This window comes from Rhizobium sp. SJZ105, assembly GCF_007828365.1.
GTDB lineage: Bacteria > Pseudomonadota > Alphaproteobacteria > Rhizobiales > Rhizobiaceae > Agrobacterium > Agrobacterium tumefaciens.
The window spans coordinates 331,654-346,161 of sequence record NZ_VIUP01000004.1; the positions used below are offsets into that span (position 1 = coordinate 331,654).

The 14,508-nt window shown below is 57.3% G+C and carries 11 protein-coding genes and 1 pseudogene; 3 read left to right on the forward strand and 9 right to left on the reverse strand.

Annotation, left to right across the window (positions count from 1 at the left end):
* Positions 1 to 46: 46 nt before the first annotated feature.
* From FB593_RS16420 to FB593_RS16435, 4 genes are read right to left on the reverse strand one after another with little or no spacing between them, the layout of a single operon-like run.
* Complete coding sequence (locus FB593_RS16420) at positions 47 to 1,222, reverse strand: ABC transporter permease (protein WP_003516796.1); 1,176 nt, start codon at positions 1,220 to 1,222, stop codon at positions 47 to 49.
* On the reverse strand, positions 1,219 to 2,217 hold the full coding sequence (locus FB593_RS16425; RefSeq protein ID WP_003516797.1) for an ABC transporter permease: 999 nt from the start codon (positions 2,215 to 2,217) through the stop codon (positions 1,219 to 1,221). Before FB593_RS16425 ends, FB593_RS16420 begins: the two co-directional genes overlap by 4 nt.
* A 1-nt stretch (position 2,218) precedes the next feature.
* Complete coding sequence (locus tag FB593_RS16430) at positions 2,219 to 4,120, reverse strand: ABC transporter substrate-binding protein (protein WP_019566081.1); 1,902 nt, start codon at positions 4,118 to 4,120, stop codon at positions 2,219 to 2,221.
* Positions 4,117 to 6,009, reverse strand: a complete 1,893-nt coding sequence (locus tag FB593_RS16435) for an ABC transporter ATP-binding protein (RefSeq protein WP_025594512.1) — start codon at positions 6,007 to 6,009, stop codon at positions 4,117 to 4,119. The genes FB593_RS16430 and FB593_RS16435 overlap by 4 nt, the downstream gene beginning before the upstream one ends.
* Positions 6,010 to 6,222: 213 nt before the next feature.
* Between FB593_RS16435 and FB593_RS16440 the strand changes: the two genes are divergently transcribed.
* Complete coding sequence (locus tag FB593_RS16440) at positions 6,223 to 7,185, forward strand: glycosyltransferase family 32 protein (RefSeq protein ID WP_162696129.1); 963 nt, start codon at positions 6,223 to 6,225, stop codon at positions 7,183 to 7,185.
* On the opposite strand, the gene FB593_RS16445 is transcribed toward FB593_RS16440, so the two are convergent.
* Complete coding sequence (locus tag FB593_RS16445) at positions 7,177 to 7,920, reverse strand: polysaccharide deacetylase family protein (RefSeq protein ID WP_145166752.1); 744 nt, start codon at positions 7,918 to 7,920, stop codon at positions 7,177 to 7,179. The genes FB593_RS16440 and FB593_RS16445 overlap by 9 nt on opposite strands.
* Positions 7,917 to 9,013: pseudogene (locus tag FB593_RS16450) on the reverse strand (glycosyltransferase family 4 protein). Before FB593_RS16450 ends, FB593_RS16445 begins: the two are co-directional and overlap by 4 nt.
* Positions 9,014 to 9,140: 127 nt before the next feature.
* On the opposite strand from FB593_RS16450, the gene FB593_RS16455 reads away from it, so the two are divergent.
* Both FB593_RS16455 and FB593_RS16460 read left to right on the forward strand, forming a co-directional pair.
* On the forward strand, positions 9,141 to 10,481 hold the full coding sequence (locus tag FB593_RS16455) for a nucleotide sugar dehydrogenase (RefSeq protein WP_186447932.1): 1,341 nt from the start codon (positions 9,141 to 9,143) through the stop codon (positions 10,479 to 10,481).
* 79 nt (positions 10,482 to 10,560) lie between these two features.
* On the forward strand, positions 10,561 to 11,043 hold the full coding sequence (locus FB593_RS16460; protein ID WP_025594502.1) for a class I SAM-dependent methyltransferase: 483 nt from the start codon (positions 10,561 to 10,563) through the stop codon (positions 11,041 to 11,043).
* Positions 11,044 to 11,080: 37 nt separating this feature from the next.
* On the opposite strand, the gene FB593_RS16465 is transcribed toward FB593_RS16460, so the two are convergent.
* The 3 genes from FB593_RS16465 to FB593_RS16475 all read right to left on the reverse strand — a co-directional run bounded on the left by FB593_RS16465 (position 11,081) and on the right by FB593_RS16475 (position 14,489).
* Positions 11,081 to 12,775, reverse strand: coding sequence for an adenylate/guanylate cyclase domain-containing protein (locus FB593_RS16465; protein WP_003516805.1), 1,695 nt, complete (start codon positions 12,773 to 12,775; stop codon positions 11,081 to 11,083).
* A 209-nt stretch (positions 12,776 to 12,984) separates the two neighbouring features.
* On the reverse strand, positions 12,985 to 13,845 hold the full coding sequence (locus tag FB593_RS16470) for an MBL fold metallo-hydrolase (protein ID WP_065688652.1): 861 nt from the start codon (positions 13,843 to 13,845) through the stop codon (positions 12,985 to 12,987).
* 188 nt (positions 13,846 to 14,033) lie between these two features.
* Positions 14,034 to 14,489, reverse strand: a complete 456-nt coding sequence (locus FB593_RS16475; RefSeq protein ID WP_003516807.1) for a cyclic nucleotide-binding domain-containing protein — start codon at positions 14,487 to 14,489, stop codon at positions 14,034 to 14,036.
* Positions 14,490 to 14,508: the final 19 nt, after the last annotated feature.

Here is a 14,508-nt window from a genome sequence, read left to right on the forward strand (position 1 = left end):
AAAAAAGGCGATGGCGGAAGAGCAGTTTATCAAGGCGTGTTCCATTTTATCTGAAGGGATCCGCAGCATCACGTAGTCCGTCACCGAAGAAATTAAAGGCCAGAATGACGAGAACAACCGGAATCGTCGGGATGAGAAGCCACGGATATAGCGCAATGACGCTGACGCTGCGCGCCTCCGTGAGCAGAATTCCCCAACTTGTGATCGGCGGCCTGAGGCCGAGACCAAGGAAGCTCAGCGCGGTTTCGCCGAGAATCATGCCCGGTATCGTCAGCGTCGCCGAGGCGATCAGATGTGACATGAAGCCGGGGATAAGGTGCCTGCCGATGATGCGCGGTGTGCCGGCGCCCATCAGTTGTGCAGCCAAAACATAGTCTTCCTCGCGCAATGCCAGCAATTTGGAGCGCACGGCGCGCGCCAGTCCCGTCCAGTCCAGCATGCCGAGAATGATGGTGATGCCGAGATAGACGAGGATCGGACTCCAGGTCACCGGCATGATTGCTGCGAGTGCGAGCCACAGCGGAATGCTCGGAATGGATTGCAGGACTTCGATGATACGCTGGACGATGAGATCGAAAGTGCCGCCGCGATAACCTGCAAGTCCGCCGATCACAATGCCGAGAACGAAGCTCATGGCGACACCGAGAAGGCCGATCGTCAGAGAGATGCGCGCGCCGTAGATGATTCGCGACAGCACGTCTCGTCCAAGCCGGTCGGTGCCGAGCAGGAACATTTCACCACCTTCGGCCGGACATACGAGGTGGGTTCTAGCCTCGATCATGCCCCAGAAATGATAGGTATCGCCCTTGCAGAAGAAACGCAGCGGCTGGATATCCGTCGGCACATCCCGGTAGACGCGCCGCAGATTGTCCATGTCGAGCGTCATTTCCCGACCATAGACGAAAGGCCCGACAAATTTTCCGTCATTGAAAAGGTGAATGGCCTGGGGTGGGGCGTAGATATGCTCGATATTGCGGGTGTGAAGATTGTAAGGCGCGAGGAACTCGCTGATCAGGATCGAAAGATAAAGCACCACCAGAAAGGCGCCGGACCAGACGGCGATCTTGTGCTGGCGGAACTGCCACCACATGAGCCGCAGCTGCGACGCCTTGCTGAAGGCCGCCATTCCGGACGTATTGGGTTCGATGAGCGACGGGTCGAACGGCGCCGTCGAAACGTAGTGGGGCAGCGCTTCGCCGGATGTCGGGATGGATGAAGTCATTTGACGTTACCACCTCCGAAGCGGATTCTCGGGTCAAGTATGGCAAGGGCGATATCCGACACAAGAACGCCGATCACCGTGAGGAAAGCAAGGAACATCAGGAAGGAGCCGGCCAGGTACATGTCCTGGCTTTGCAGCGCCCGGATGAGCATCGGACCGGTTGTTTCGAGTGACAGCACGACGGCGGTGATTTCCGCGCCTGATATGATGGCGGGCAGGATCGAGCCGATGTCCGAGATGAAGAAATTCAGCGCCATGCGCAGCGGATATTTGATCAGCACTTTGAAAGGGTGAAGCCCCTTGGCACGGGCGGTTACGACATATTGTTTCTGCAACTCGTCCAAGAGGTTGGCGCGCAGGCGGCGGATCATGCCGGCCGTGCCCGCCGTTCCGATGATGAGGACGGGTATCCAGATATGTTCGAGAATCGATTTGAACTTTGGCCAGCTCATCGCCTGGTTCAGATATTCCCGATCCATCAGATGGCCGATGGAGATACCGAACCAGATATTGGCGAAATACATCAGGATCAGCGCCAGCATGAAGTTGGGGATGGCGATGCCAAGCAGACCGAGGAAGGTCAGGCCGTAGTCGCCCCAGCTATATTTGTGCGTGGCGGAGTAGATGCCGATCGGGAAGGCAAGAATCCAGGTGACGATGATGGTGACGAAGGACACCAGAACCGTCAACCACAGACGGTCTCCCACAACCTCGTTTACCGGGAGCTGATATTCGAAAGAATAACCGAAATCGCCAACCAGCATGCCGGTTGCCCAGCGGAAGTAACGGATCGGCGCCGGCTGGTCGAAGCCATAGCGGACGCGCAACTCCTCGATTTCGGCAAGGTTTGCGGTCTCGCCCATGGCGCGCAGTTCGGCGACGTAGCTTTCGAAATAATCGCCCGGCGGCAATTCGATGATGGTGAAGACCAGCATCGAGATCAGGATCAGCGTTGGGATCATGACGAGGATGCGCTTGAGAATATACCGCAGCATATCAGGCGTCTCCGTCATACCAGAAGGCATCCGGCATGTAGATGCCGAGATACGATGTGGGTTCAAAGCCGAAAAGCGCCTTTTCCGGCACGTTTCGCATGCGTTTGACATGGACGACGGGTTGCAGCGCGCCGTTGACGATGCCGATGGAAAATACCTGCTGCGTGTAGATACCAAGCATTTCCAGCCAGATTGCCTCGCGCTCTTCCTCGGTGACGCTTCGGCGCCATTTTTTCAGGAGATCGAGCAGATGCGCTGCTTCCGGCAGGTCAGGCTCCTTGCCCTCGCGCCCGCCGGACAGATAGTGGATGCCCCAGACCGGCCATTGCAACTGGTCGTCGCCGGTGGGCGCAAGGCCCGAAGGCAACATGTCGGGGGTCGGCACGCCATTGTCCATGCCCATCCACACCGACATCAGCACCTCGCCGCCCATGGCACGCTTGCGGAAGACATCGCGCTGGGTCGGGCGGACCGAAACCGCAATGCCGATATGCCGCCAGTGGTCCGTGACCAGTTCCATCACGTCCGTTTCGAGCGTGCTTTCGCCTGTGGTCTCGACGATGATATAGGCTGGACGGCCGTCCGGCAGAAGCCGGTAGCCGGCGCTGTCGCGCTTATCGAGACCTGCTTCGTCAAGCAACCTGTTGGCCATCGCCCGGTCGAAGGCACTCCAGGCCTCGGCAAATTCCGGTCGGTAAAGCGGGCTTTCCGGCAAGACGGTGTCGGCGCTTTCCTTGGCCAGCCCGTAAAAGCAGACCATGTTGATTTCGTGCCGGTTTATAGCGAGCGACATTGCGCGGCGCACGCGCACGTCCTGGAAACAGCTCCGCCATACAGGATCGGCGCAGTTCAGATTGGGCAGAAGCGCAATGCGCGACCCTTGAGAGCGTTTGTAGAGGTTCACCTTCAGAGGAAAGCGCTTTTCGGCATCCTTCAGGAAGGTGTAGTCGGCGAAATCGAGGCCGAAATATTGCAGATCGCTGTCACCCGACGCCGTCTTGGCCGAGATGATGTCGGAGGAGGTGACGTTCAGCAGGAACCGGTCGAGATAGGGCAGTTGAAGGCCGTTTTCGTCGACACGGTGATAATAGGGATTGCGTTCGAAAACGAACTGTTCGGCCGGTGGCGAAGTCGTATTGCGCCAGGCGTCCAGCGTCGGCAGAGCGGGATTTTCTGGACGGACCTGCCGCGACATCTTGATATGCAGACCGCTCCAGTCATCCGCCTTGTTCTTCTTGATGAGCTTGGCGAGGTTTTCCGCGGTCTGATATTTGATGTGGAACTGCTTCATATAGGCGGCGGGCAGGAAAAGCCGCGCGGGCGATGCTGCTGCGAGCTTTGCCAGAAAATCGGGGTTCGGACCTTCCCAGGTATAGCGCACCGTCAGCCGGTCAATGACTTCGATCTGGGGAGGATTGTTGTTGACCAGCAGTTCGATTGGCGGGCCGCCCTTGTGAATTTCCTTGTTGAGAGCAACATCCTCCCAGAAATACCGGAAATCCTCGGAGGTTAAATCGCTGCCGTCGGACCATTTGTGGCCTTCTCGCAGCTTGAAGGTGAAGATGCGTTCGTCCTGAACGTCGTAGCTTTCCAGAATGTCGGGATGAAGCTCGAATTTTTCGTCGTAACCAACCAGGCGGGCATAGTTGCTGATGGGCATAAGCCGGATATCGCGCTGGCCGCCGATCAGCATGCGCACGGAACCGCCGTGTTTTCCGGGCTCCCGGCCGAGCGCCTTCATATCGATGACGCGCGGGTTTTTCGGCAAGCGCTCGGCAATATCAGGCAGCTCACCTTTTTCCCTCTTTTCCTTGAAGTAGGCGGGGTCGGTATAGGCAGCGCGCGCATAGGTCGGCAAAAAGACGGAGGCCATCAAGGCAAGGGTGGTGCGGCGCGTAATCACGAGCGAAGCTCCCTGATGTCGGCATTGCCATTTGCGAGAACGAAATGGCCATCGCCAAGATCGGCAGAGATCATTTCGCCGTCACCCTCGTCGCGGAATTGCTTGCCCCAGTCGAACTTGCCCGTCGCGCTGATCTTGCCGATGGTGCGGAAATCGAGCGGACGGTCGAGATCGGGAAAAGGCACGGCCGCCAGCAACGATTTTGTATAGGGGTGAACCGGAGAGCGCATCATGATTTCCCGCGGCGCCAGCTCGACGATGCGGCCCTCGCACATCACCGCCACGCGGTCCGCCATGTAATCCACCACCGCCAGATTGTGCGAGATGAAGAGGTAGGTAAGTCCGAGGTCCTTCTGCAAATCCTTGAGCAGGTTGAGGATTTGCGCCTGCACCGAGACATCTAGGGCAGAAACGGGTTCGTCGCAGATCAGCAGTTCGGGACCCAACGCCAGGGCTCTGGCAATGCCGATACGCTGCCTCTGGCCGCCTGAGAAACTGTGCGGATAACGGTTCAGCGCGCTTTCTCCAAGGCCGATTGCCTTGACGAGATTACGGACTTTTTCCGCGCGGTATTTCGCATCGCCCCGTCCATGGATTTCAAGTGGCTCGCTCAAAATATTGCGCACGGTCATGCGCGGTGAAAGCGATGAGATCGGGTCCTGGAAGACCATCTGTATCTTCGACCGCAATTCCTTTAGATCGCCGTCCCTAGCATTGAGGACGTCGATATCGCCCTGCGGCCGGTGAAATGTCACGGAGCCTTCATCCGGGCGAACGGCGCGCATGAGGATTTTGCTGACGGTTGTCTTGCCGCTGCCGCTTTCGCCGACGAGGCCAAGGCATTCTCCCCGGCGGATTTCAAAACTGACGCTGTTCACCGCCTTGGTGGCATTGGCATCGCGGCGGCTGAACCAGCTGGACTTCCGGGTCGTGAAGGTCTTGCTGATATTCTCCACGGTCAAGAGCGGGCCGGGGGTCTTGTTCACTGCGGCGGTCTTCTTGCCGACAAGGCTTTCGTGGTCGACGGTGATCTCACGAAGCGCCTTCAGCCTCTCACCCGGCTTCATGTCGAAATGCGGCACGGCGGCCATCAGGCCCTTGAGATAGGGGTGGCTCGGTGCCTTGAAAATATCGTCGACCGTTCCGGCTTCCATGATCTCGCCCTGATAGATCACGGCAACCTCGTCGGCGATGTTTGCCACCACGCCGAGATCGTGGGTGATGAGCAGCATGCTCATGTTCAGCCGGCTCTGGAGATCGCGCAGGAGTTTGAGGATTTGCGCCTGTATGGTTACATCAAGAGCCGTCGTCGGTTCGTCGGCGATCAGAAGCGCGGGGCGACAGATCAGTGCCATGGCGATCATGGCGCGCTGGCGCATGCCGCCCGACAATTCGAAGGGATACATGTTCACGACCTTCTTCGGGTTGGAAAACCCTACAAGGTCGAGCGTCTCATACATTTTTTCCGCGCGCTCGGCCGGCGACAGGATGCTGTGGATTCTCAGCGCTTCGTCAATCTGGTTGCCGATCGTGTGCAGCGGCGAAAAAGACGTCATGGGTTCCTGAAAAATCAACCCGATGCGATTTCCGCGTATAGCGCGGATTTCCCTGCCGTCCTTCGGCAGTTGCAGCAGATCGACGGGGCCGGCTGCGGCATTTGCGGGATCGGTAAACAGCACGCGTCCGTTCACGCGCGCCGTCTTGGGGTGGATGCCCATGATCGTCTGGCCGATGACGGATTTTCCGGAGCCGGATTCTCCGACAAGCGCGGTCACTTTTCCCGGAAGAATGCGAAGGCTGGCACCCCTCACGGCGTCAATCGTGCCACCCATAAGAGAAAACGAGACCCGCAGATTTTCAATACGGAGCAAATCTGCGCCTGCGCTCATGCTAAAGGGTTCCTTGCCGTCTCTCTTTATCGTTGTCTTGTGACAATTTGCTCAGGAGGGCTTAAAGGCACGTTATCGTAGGGTTTGTTGTCTGTCTATGCCTCTGAAACATCGAATTGTTTAGCGAATTCAAAGCCGGCTTCCAAATTGCAATGGCTTGCCTGATGGCTTGTGTTTGGCGATATGTTAACGAACGTTTCCGGGTGAGGATCCATGTCCGACAAGAAATATTACGATGCCCAGCTGGATAGAGCCCGGCAGTTGCAAAACCAAGGACAATATGCGGAAGCGCACGCGCTTCTCTTATCGCTGGTTGCAGTAAAGGACGGGCACCTGATGGGTGAACGGACAGTGCTCGGTCTGCCGCGCCGACTGCATGCGGCACGGCTGCGTCTTGCCAAGGCTGAAGGCGATGTGGTCGCGAGGATCGGCTATCAATATACGCTGGTTCCGCCGCCGCAGGTGCTTGCAAAATATGCGCATTTTTCCCTGGAGGAACACCGCGCTATCAATCTGAAAAGCAGGGAGGACGTGCCGAGGCGCATCCACCAGATTTGGATCGGAGACAAGGCCCCGCCCGTATCGGTCAAGGCCTGGGCTGCCCATGCCGCCTCGCATGGTTACGAATATCACCTCTGGCGGGAGGCCGATCTTGAGCGGGAAGGCGTGTTTTCGAATAACGTCTTCAGGACGATGCTGGAAGACGGCGATTATCCCGGCGCTGTCGATGTGGCCCGCTATGTCGTGCTGGAGCGTTTTGGTGGCATCTATCTTGATTGCGACTGGTATCCGGCGCGGGATGATGCGAGTTTCGATGCTTTCCTGCCACTGGTAGGGCTGACGGCGTTCGATGAAGAAACGCCGCGCGATACCGGGCAGGGCAGCATGCTTCTTGCCAACTCTTTCATTGCGACACCTGCTGGCCATCCGGTCTTCCGCAGGATGCTGGAGGCGTTTCCGAGGATTCTTGAGGAAATGCCGCGTGCGCCAGCCTGGTGGTCGACGGGTCCGCTGATCTTTACCGTCATCGCTCGGGCTGGGAGCATCAGCCTTGCGCCGGCGGGGTTTGTTGCCGCTTCTCTTGCCGATCGCGCCGCGTTGCAGGAGGTTGAAGCTGTCAGGCGCGAACTTGCCACCAAGACGGGTGGTTTGCTGATTGCCTGGAAGTCATGGTGATATCTGGTTGATGAGTTCCGCCGAGGAACGCCAGCGCGCGGCAGGATGTTTGCCGGTAATTTCGAACAGCCGTTTCAGAAAACGCCAGACGTTGTCATCATGCACGAGATGATGGGTGAGGATGCCGGTCGTGCCGCCGTGCTCCGCAGTCTGCAGGATGCGGGCGGCGGTCTCGGCGAAAAGGATGTCGTCTTCGCGCCCACCGCGGCTGCCGTGCCAGTCAATCACGTCGACATGGGTGTTCAGGCAAGGTGGCACGGCGTCTTTCTCCGGGCCGAAAACCGAAAGCGCTCGATATCCGAGGTCTGCCAGTCCCTGCACCACATTGGCATCTATGCGGTTCCACGGCGGAACGAGCATAGGCACGAAACGCCTGCCATGCAGATCGTTCAGTTTTTCCAGCCCGGATTGCAACTCGTCGAGAATGATGGACAGGTCACGGTGTGATCCGAGTTCCTGTTTCTTTTCTTTCTCGGTGGCATAGTTCGTATGGGACCAGCCATGCACGGCGACATGGGCAATGTCAGTCGTATCCAGGTGCCGCGCGAGCTTGTCCGTCGTCATCTCGGGGATAACCGCAAGCGTGACCGGCGCGGAAAAGCTGCTGCAAAGATCGAGCAGCGTGTCGAGCGCCGGTGTCGGTTCCACCGCATCGTCGTCCCTGAGCCAGAGATCGGCCGTTATGCCGCGTCGTCCACATTCATCCAGTGCCGCTACGAGTGTTTCCAGACTCATGATGTTCGTGCCTTTGCTCGCAACAGGATATCGTTCAGTTCTCTTGCGGCGTTTTCCAGAGATCGTTCATTTTTTACGAACTGGCGGGCTGCCCTTGCCAATTCCTCCCGCCGCTTGTCATCGCCGAGCAGAGTTTCGATTGCTCCAGCATAGGCGGCTGTATCATTTTCCGGTGTCAGTAATCCGGTGGTTCCGGATTTTACCACTTCGGGGACGCCGGCCACCGCTTCGGCGATAACGGGCAGGCCCGCAGCCTGTGCCTCGAGATAGGCGAGACCGTAGGCTTCGCCATGCCCCGGCCAGACGTAAACGGATGCTTTTGAAAGAAGTTCTGCGATTTCGTTTGCGTTTTTTCTCCGTGCCAGACAAGACGGCGATCGGGGAAAGAGCTGAACATGGCTTGCACGGCAGCGCGTTCCGGCCCGTCGCCGATGATATCCAATGTCCAGTTCAAGTCCTGCGGCAACAGCGCAAGCGCTTCGCGAAGCGCGCGATAGCTGTCAAACTTGTCGCCCGCCCGCATCATGGCGACGGTGATGAGTTTTCCCGGTGTGAGGCGCGGAGCAATTTCAAGAAAATTACTGGCATCGATAAAGGGCGCCAACATCGCCGAGCGGAGTGCGGGAGAGGCGCGGACAAGCCCGTCGCGATCACGCGCGGTGAAGCAGATATTGATGGCGGCAGCGTTCAATGCGGCCAGTAACTCGTCCTGAACCGCCTGCCAGCCCATGCCATTGCGCTTTGGGGAATAGGAGGCCTCGGCGGTGACGTAGGGAATATCGAAACGTGTGCCCAGTTCCGGCCCGAGCAAGTCCGGGGCCTTGTAATAGGGGTGATAACAAAACCACAGATCCGGCGCGCCTTCCCGCTGCCAGCGCTCCGTGATGGTCTCGATTTCGCGCGTCGCCGCATCGGCAAGTAAGGACCGCGCCGGATCGTCAGCCTGTTTGAGAAAGCTGCGCAGCTCGGAAGCGACGGAAACATCGTGGCCGCCCATCGCCATCGCCTTCATCAGCAGGCGGGCCATCAGCCGGTCTCCGGAGGGAACGGGATGGTTGGGCGATTTGAGCGGTGAATAAAAAGCGATCCTCATCCGGATGGTTGTGCGTCGCCCATGGCTCTGGCGTCAACTGGAATTTGAGAGGACCGAGCCTTGACAGCCTGACCATTCTTGCCCAACTGAAAGGCATCTTTTGCACATGCGCGGAGCGTGACACGCTTTGACTTCCCCAGTCGTTTCCCAGAACCTGCTTTCCAGCATCGAAAACAAAAGCGCCAAAGCGGCGGTGATCGGCCTTGGCTATGTCGGTCTGCCGCTAGCCATCACGATCGCCAAGGCCGGTTTCAAGGTCGTCGGTTTCGATATCGATCCCGGTAAAATGGTCGCGATCGATGCCGGTCGCAGCTATATCGAGGCGGTTTCGGACGAGGTGCTGGCAAGCGTCAGGCGCGATGATGGCTTCATCGCAACGTCTGATTTTTCCAGACTGGCTGAATGCGATGTGATTGCCATTTGCGTGCCGACGCCCCTGACGAAATATCGCGAGCCGGACCTCTCCTATGTCGAAAAGACCTGCCGGGACATTGCCGCGCATCTGCGCAAGGGGCAGCTTGTGGTGCTGGAATCGACCACCTATCCCGGCACGACTGACGGGGTTGTGAAGACCATTCTGGAAGGTACCGGACTTGTCTCCGGCGTCGACTTCTTCATCGGTTTTTCGCCCGAGCGGGAAGATCCCGGCAATCGCGATTTCGAGACCTCGACCATTCCAAAGGTCGTTGCAGGCGATGGTGAGGCTGCCGGAAAACTGATGGCGGCATTCTACGGCTCAGTGGTCAAGAAGATCGTTCCGGTCTCGACAAACGCCACGGCCGAGGCGGTGAAAATCACCGAAAACGTCTTCCGCGCTGTCAATATCGCGCTCGTCAATGAACTCAAGGTCGTCTACGAGGCCATGGGCATCGACATCTGGGAAGTGATCGACGCGGCGAAAACCAAGCCGTTCGGTTTCATGCCGTTTTATCCCGGCCCGGGTCTTGGTGGCCACTGCATACCGATCGATCCTTTCTATCTCACCTGGAAATCGCGGGAATTTGAGTTGCCGACGAGGTTCATCGAGCTCGCCGGCGAAATCAACACCGGCATGCCGCGTCATGTCATCGGACGGGTTGCGGAAGCCCTCGACATCCGTTCCGGCAAGGCGCTCAGCCGCTCCAAGGTGCTGGTGGTCGGTCTCGCCTACAAGAAGAATGTACCCGATATTCGTGAAAGTCCTTCGCTGAAACTCATAGAACTTATTCAGGAGCGCGGCGGCGAAGCGGCCTATTATGATCCGCACGTGGCAGAAATCCCGAAAACCCGGGAATATAGCCACCTGATGGGCATGAAATCCGTGGCTTGGGACAAGCAGACCGTCAGCGCCTTTGACGCTGTTCTGGTCGCGACCGATCACGACAGTGTGGACTATGCCGCTCTTTGCGAATGGTCGCCGCTGATTATCGATACGCGAAACGTCTTCGCACGTCGGGATATCGCCGCAAAACACATCATCAAGGCCTGATCGCCTTCTCCCGGGCATTTCCGGCAAAATCGCCATACGCTTTTACTGAAAATGCCCGGAATTCATGAACGGACGGACTATGAGCAGATTGGACAGTTTCATTCGCCGGTTGACCGCGCAGCGCGATATCCTCAACCACGTCAAGGCCGATCTTGATCTGCCTGACGAAGGTGCGATCATGGAAATAGGCCTCGGAAACGGGCGCACGTTCAATCATTTGCGCGAACTGTTTCCGCAACGCCGCATCGTTGCCTTCGACAGGGCCATGGGCGCGCACGCCTCTTCTGTTCCGGCGCAGGAAGATCTCGTCATCGGTGAAATATCGGAAACCGCTCCCGCCTTCATCGGTGTGGAGGCGGCCATGGTGCATGCCGATATCGGCACGGGCTACCCCGAAAAGGATGCCATTACCCTGACATGGCTGCCGAACCTTGCCGCGGGCATGCTGGCAAAAGGCGGCGTTGCGGTCAGCGGTCTGCCTCTGGATCATCCCATGCTGAAGCCTCTGCCGGTGCCGGAAAGCGTGCCGACCGACCGTTATTTTCTCTATCGCAAGATTTGAGGCCGGATGGCCCGTCAGCGAGAGCGCCGGTATTGCCCTATAGGTAACGCTCGCTCTCTTCTTTCGAGAGCAGGAAAACTTTCATTTGCGAGTTTCTCCCGCGAATGGCGATTTTTTCGCTTCGCAGATCGGCAATCTCCTGTCCCGCCTGAATGATGGCGGGTTCGGAAACGACAATGGCGGCGCCGAATTCCTTGGCCTTGGATTCCAGCCTGCTCGCCACATTCACGGTGTCACCGATGGCGGTCAGGGTTTTCGCTGCGCCATAGCCCATGACGCCGACTATCGTCGGGCCAGCGTGGATGCCTACTACCACTTCCAGCCGGACGGCAAATTGTTTTTCCAGTCCTTCATTCAGGATTGAAAGCTCCCGCAATATGATAGCGGCGGCCTTCATGGCGTTGCGGCAGGCATTTTCTGCATCGTCACCAAGTCCGAAAAGAGCCATGGCGCCATCACCGATGAATTTGTCGAGATGTCCTCCGGCCTGTTCTACGGCCTGCCCGACGATGGTGAAGTAGCGGTTTAGAAGAAACACGACGTCATATGGCAGTTTCGCCTCGGAAAGCGCGGTGAAATTGCGGATATCACAAAAGAGGATGGCGATCTCCTCTTCCTTGCCCGGCCGTGCCGGTTGCGCATCCGCTGGCAGGTCGCTCTGTTGGGGCGGCGATACCAGAAGCGCTATTCCAATATCCTGGGTGGGCCGCAACTGGCAGCCGAGCCGCACATCTGAATCGGCATGGATGCGCCTCAAAGTGGTTTGTTCGATATCTCCAGGAGGCGGAAGCGGGCCTTTGCTTTCGACAATCCTGACCCGGCAGGTCGAACAGCGTCCTTTGCCGCCGCATACGGAATAATGCGGTACGCCCGCCAGTCTGCTGGCCTCCAGAATGCTGAGCCCGGCAGGGACGCGCGCTTGCGCGCCATGCTCATATCGGATTTCGATAGCCGTCGATCTCTGTCGCCAGCTGCGCACGCCGCGCAAGACGAACACCAGCATGACCGCGCCGACAAAAATCGCTTCCGTTGCGTCGGTAACGAAACGGATACGCGTCTCCATCTCCCGTTGCAACGGTATGTCGTCTCTTTGAACGGTGGTATCTGCAAGCCCGGGAGGAAGTGAGTATTTTCTGTCCACCTCCTCCAGCCAGCGGCCGGCATCGCTGAAGCCCAGAAGCGCCAACAAAGGCAGCATCACCGCCACAGTCATGAATATCCCGGCAATTTTGGGATACCAGTCCCGATAACGCAACCAGAAAAACAGGCCGATACACCCGTGGGTCCAGATCACGATCAATGCGAGGCTTTGCCACGCGCCTGCCATCGGGTTGTTGATCCAGAGCCGGCGAACGACCGAGTAATATCCCACGTCGATGTTGTAGATCATGTGCGACACGCGAATATTGACGGCGTGGCTGATGATCAAAAACGGGATCGACAGGCCAAGTATGGCTTGCAGCGCTTCGCGAAGGGGCATGCGCAATGTCCGGCGCTGATAAAGCGAGCGCAGGACAAGACAGACGTGCACCACAACCGACCCATAAAACAGCAGGCTGCTGACGGGATTGAGCCAGATCAGGCTGAACCATTTTCGCGCCCGCTCGGCGGTATCGATGGAGATGAGAGCGAGCGAATGGTTGAAAAGATGGGAAAATACAAAGGCAAAAATGATGAGGCCGGACAAGATCCGGGCGCGTCTCAAATTGGTCTCCGAAAAGAAACGGATCATGCAAATCCCATCATGCGGTCATTTGGCGCAGAATCATCATTAAGTGTGCTCAGGTGTCTTTAATGCAGGGTATCTCGTGGCAATATCGTGGAGCAATGGGCCGGCGATGGTCAATTGTGCGTGTTCGAACGTCTGTTCGCCGCATGATACAAATCAGGCTTCAAAAAAGCGTCAAACGCACGCCAGCAACACGAGATTGGTGACCGCGATCAGAGGTCGATGATCTGGCCGTCCATTGTCGCGAATGCACCGCTGAACTGGGCTTTTGCCTGTTTTTCGATATCGTCCAGCTCATCGTCGCTGCGGCTTGGGGCGTGGTGGATGAAGCCGACATTTTTTGCGCCTGCCAGTTTGGCAAGGCGGATCGCCTCCTGCCAGGACGAATGGCCATAACCGCGATAAAGGCCCATCTCCTCATCGGTAAACATGGCGTCGTAGAGGAAGAGATCGACGTCCTTGATCAGATCAAGCACGTTCTTGTCGATATTGCCCGGTTCATGTTCCGTATCTGTGATGATGGCGAATGACTTTCCCGCCCAGTCCAGGCGATACCCGATGGCGTTGCCCGGATGATTGAGCATTCCAGTTCGGATCGAGAGGCCCGGATGAACATTCAGGACGTCGCCCGGCATAAAGTCACGGGTTGCCATTTTTGCGCAGCAGACTTCCAGCGGTACGGGGAACCATGGCGGGCTCATGAAGTCCTTGAGCATTTCCCGCGTTGTCATGGTGCCGGCAAGATGACCCGACCAGATGGCGACATCGTTGGAGCTATTGTAGAACGGCTTGAAATAGGGAAAGCCGACGATGTGGTCGTAATGGCAGTGAGAGAAGAACAGGTTGACGTCGGTAATACCTTCCGCCCGCAACGCCAGACCAGCAGGGTGTAACCCCGAGCCCGCGTCGAACAAAAGAACATGATCTCCGCATCGTACCTCGATGCAGATGGTATTCCCGCCATATTTTCGGAAGTTTTCACCTGAAACAGGAAGCGTTCCCCGCGCACCCCAGATCTTTACCCGAAAATCTTTATTACCTTCCCGACTTACGATGTCGGAATCGAACGCCATGACACACCCCGATTACAACGGAATCTTGCACGCTTCCTCCCATGAAGCCCGTTGTCTCTACAGATTATTATATCCGCTCTCTTTTGGCGGAGGCCCTTACCCTTATTCAGTCAGCATTTCATTTATATTGCAATGGTGCGACATTTATTTTTCCAACATCGCCATCCACGGTAGCAAGAAATTGCGGCTCATGTTCTCGCGTTTGCACGCGCTTTGCTAAGCTCCGTCGTCGTCTGGGTGAGACGTTCGGCAAGAACGCGCATGACCTTGATGGTAATGTCAGGGAAATCGGACATGAGCTTGAAGAACTGTTCCTTGCCGATACGCAGGGCTTCCACGTTGGTGGAGGCGCGCACGGTTGCTGTTCTGACGCTGTCGCAGAGAATGGCGATTTCACCGACGATCGCATTGCCGGTCATTTCGGCCACTTTTAACGTGCCCGACGGAGAATCGACCAGAACATCCACTTTGCCGGTCAAAAGGACGTAGGCCGCATCGCCGACATCTCCCTGCCGGAACAGCATGTCGCCGGTGTGATAGGACACGCGGTCGGATGCGAATGCGAGAAGTTTGAGCTTCGACGGTTCCATTTCCGAAAAAAACGGGACGCGTTTCAGCATTTGAATTTCGTCTTTGAAAAGCATTGCCTTACCCTGTTCTTGT

Excerpts from the sequence above, each read along its gene's own strand:
- FB593_RS16420 (WP_003516796.1), bottom strand. The coding sequence starts at position 1,222 with ATGACTTCATCCATCCCGACATCCGGCGAAGCGCTGCCCCACTACGTT.
- FB593_RS16425 (WP_003516797.1), bottom strand. The coding sequence starts at position 2,217 with ATGCTGCGGTATATTCTCAAGCGCATCCTCGTCATGATCCCAACGCTG.
- FB593_RS16435 (WP_025594512.1), bottom strand. The coding sequence starts at position 6,009 with ATGAGCGCAGGCGCAGATTTGCTCCGTATTGAAAATCTGCGGGTCTCG.
- FB593_RS16440 (WP_162696129.1), top strand. The coding sequence starts at position 6,223 with ATGTCCGACAAGAAATATTACGATGCCCAGCTGGATAGAGCCCGGCAG.
- FB593_RS16445 (WP_145166752.1), bottom strand. The coding sequence starts at position 7,920 with ATGAGTCTGGAAACACTCGTAGCGGCACTGGATGAATGTGGACGACGC.
- FB593_RS16460 (WP_025594502.1), top strand. The coding sequence starts at position 10,561 with ATGAGCAGATTGGACAGTTTCATTCGCCGGTTGACCGCGCAGCGCGAT.
- FB593_RS16465 (WP_003516805.1), bottom strand. The coding sequence starts at position 12,775 with ATGATCCGTTTCTTTTCGGAGACCAATTTGAGACGCGCCCGGATCTTG.
- FB593_RS16470 (WP_065688652.1), bottom strand. The coding sequence starts at position 13,845 with ATGGCGTTCGATTCCGACATCGTAAGTCGGGAAGGTAATAAAGATTTT.
- FB593_RS16475 (WP_003516807.1), bottom strand. The coding sequence starts at position 14,489 with ATGCTTTTCAAAGACGAAATTCAAATGCTGAAACGCGTCCCGTTTTTT.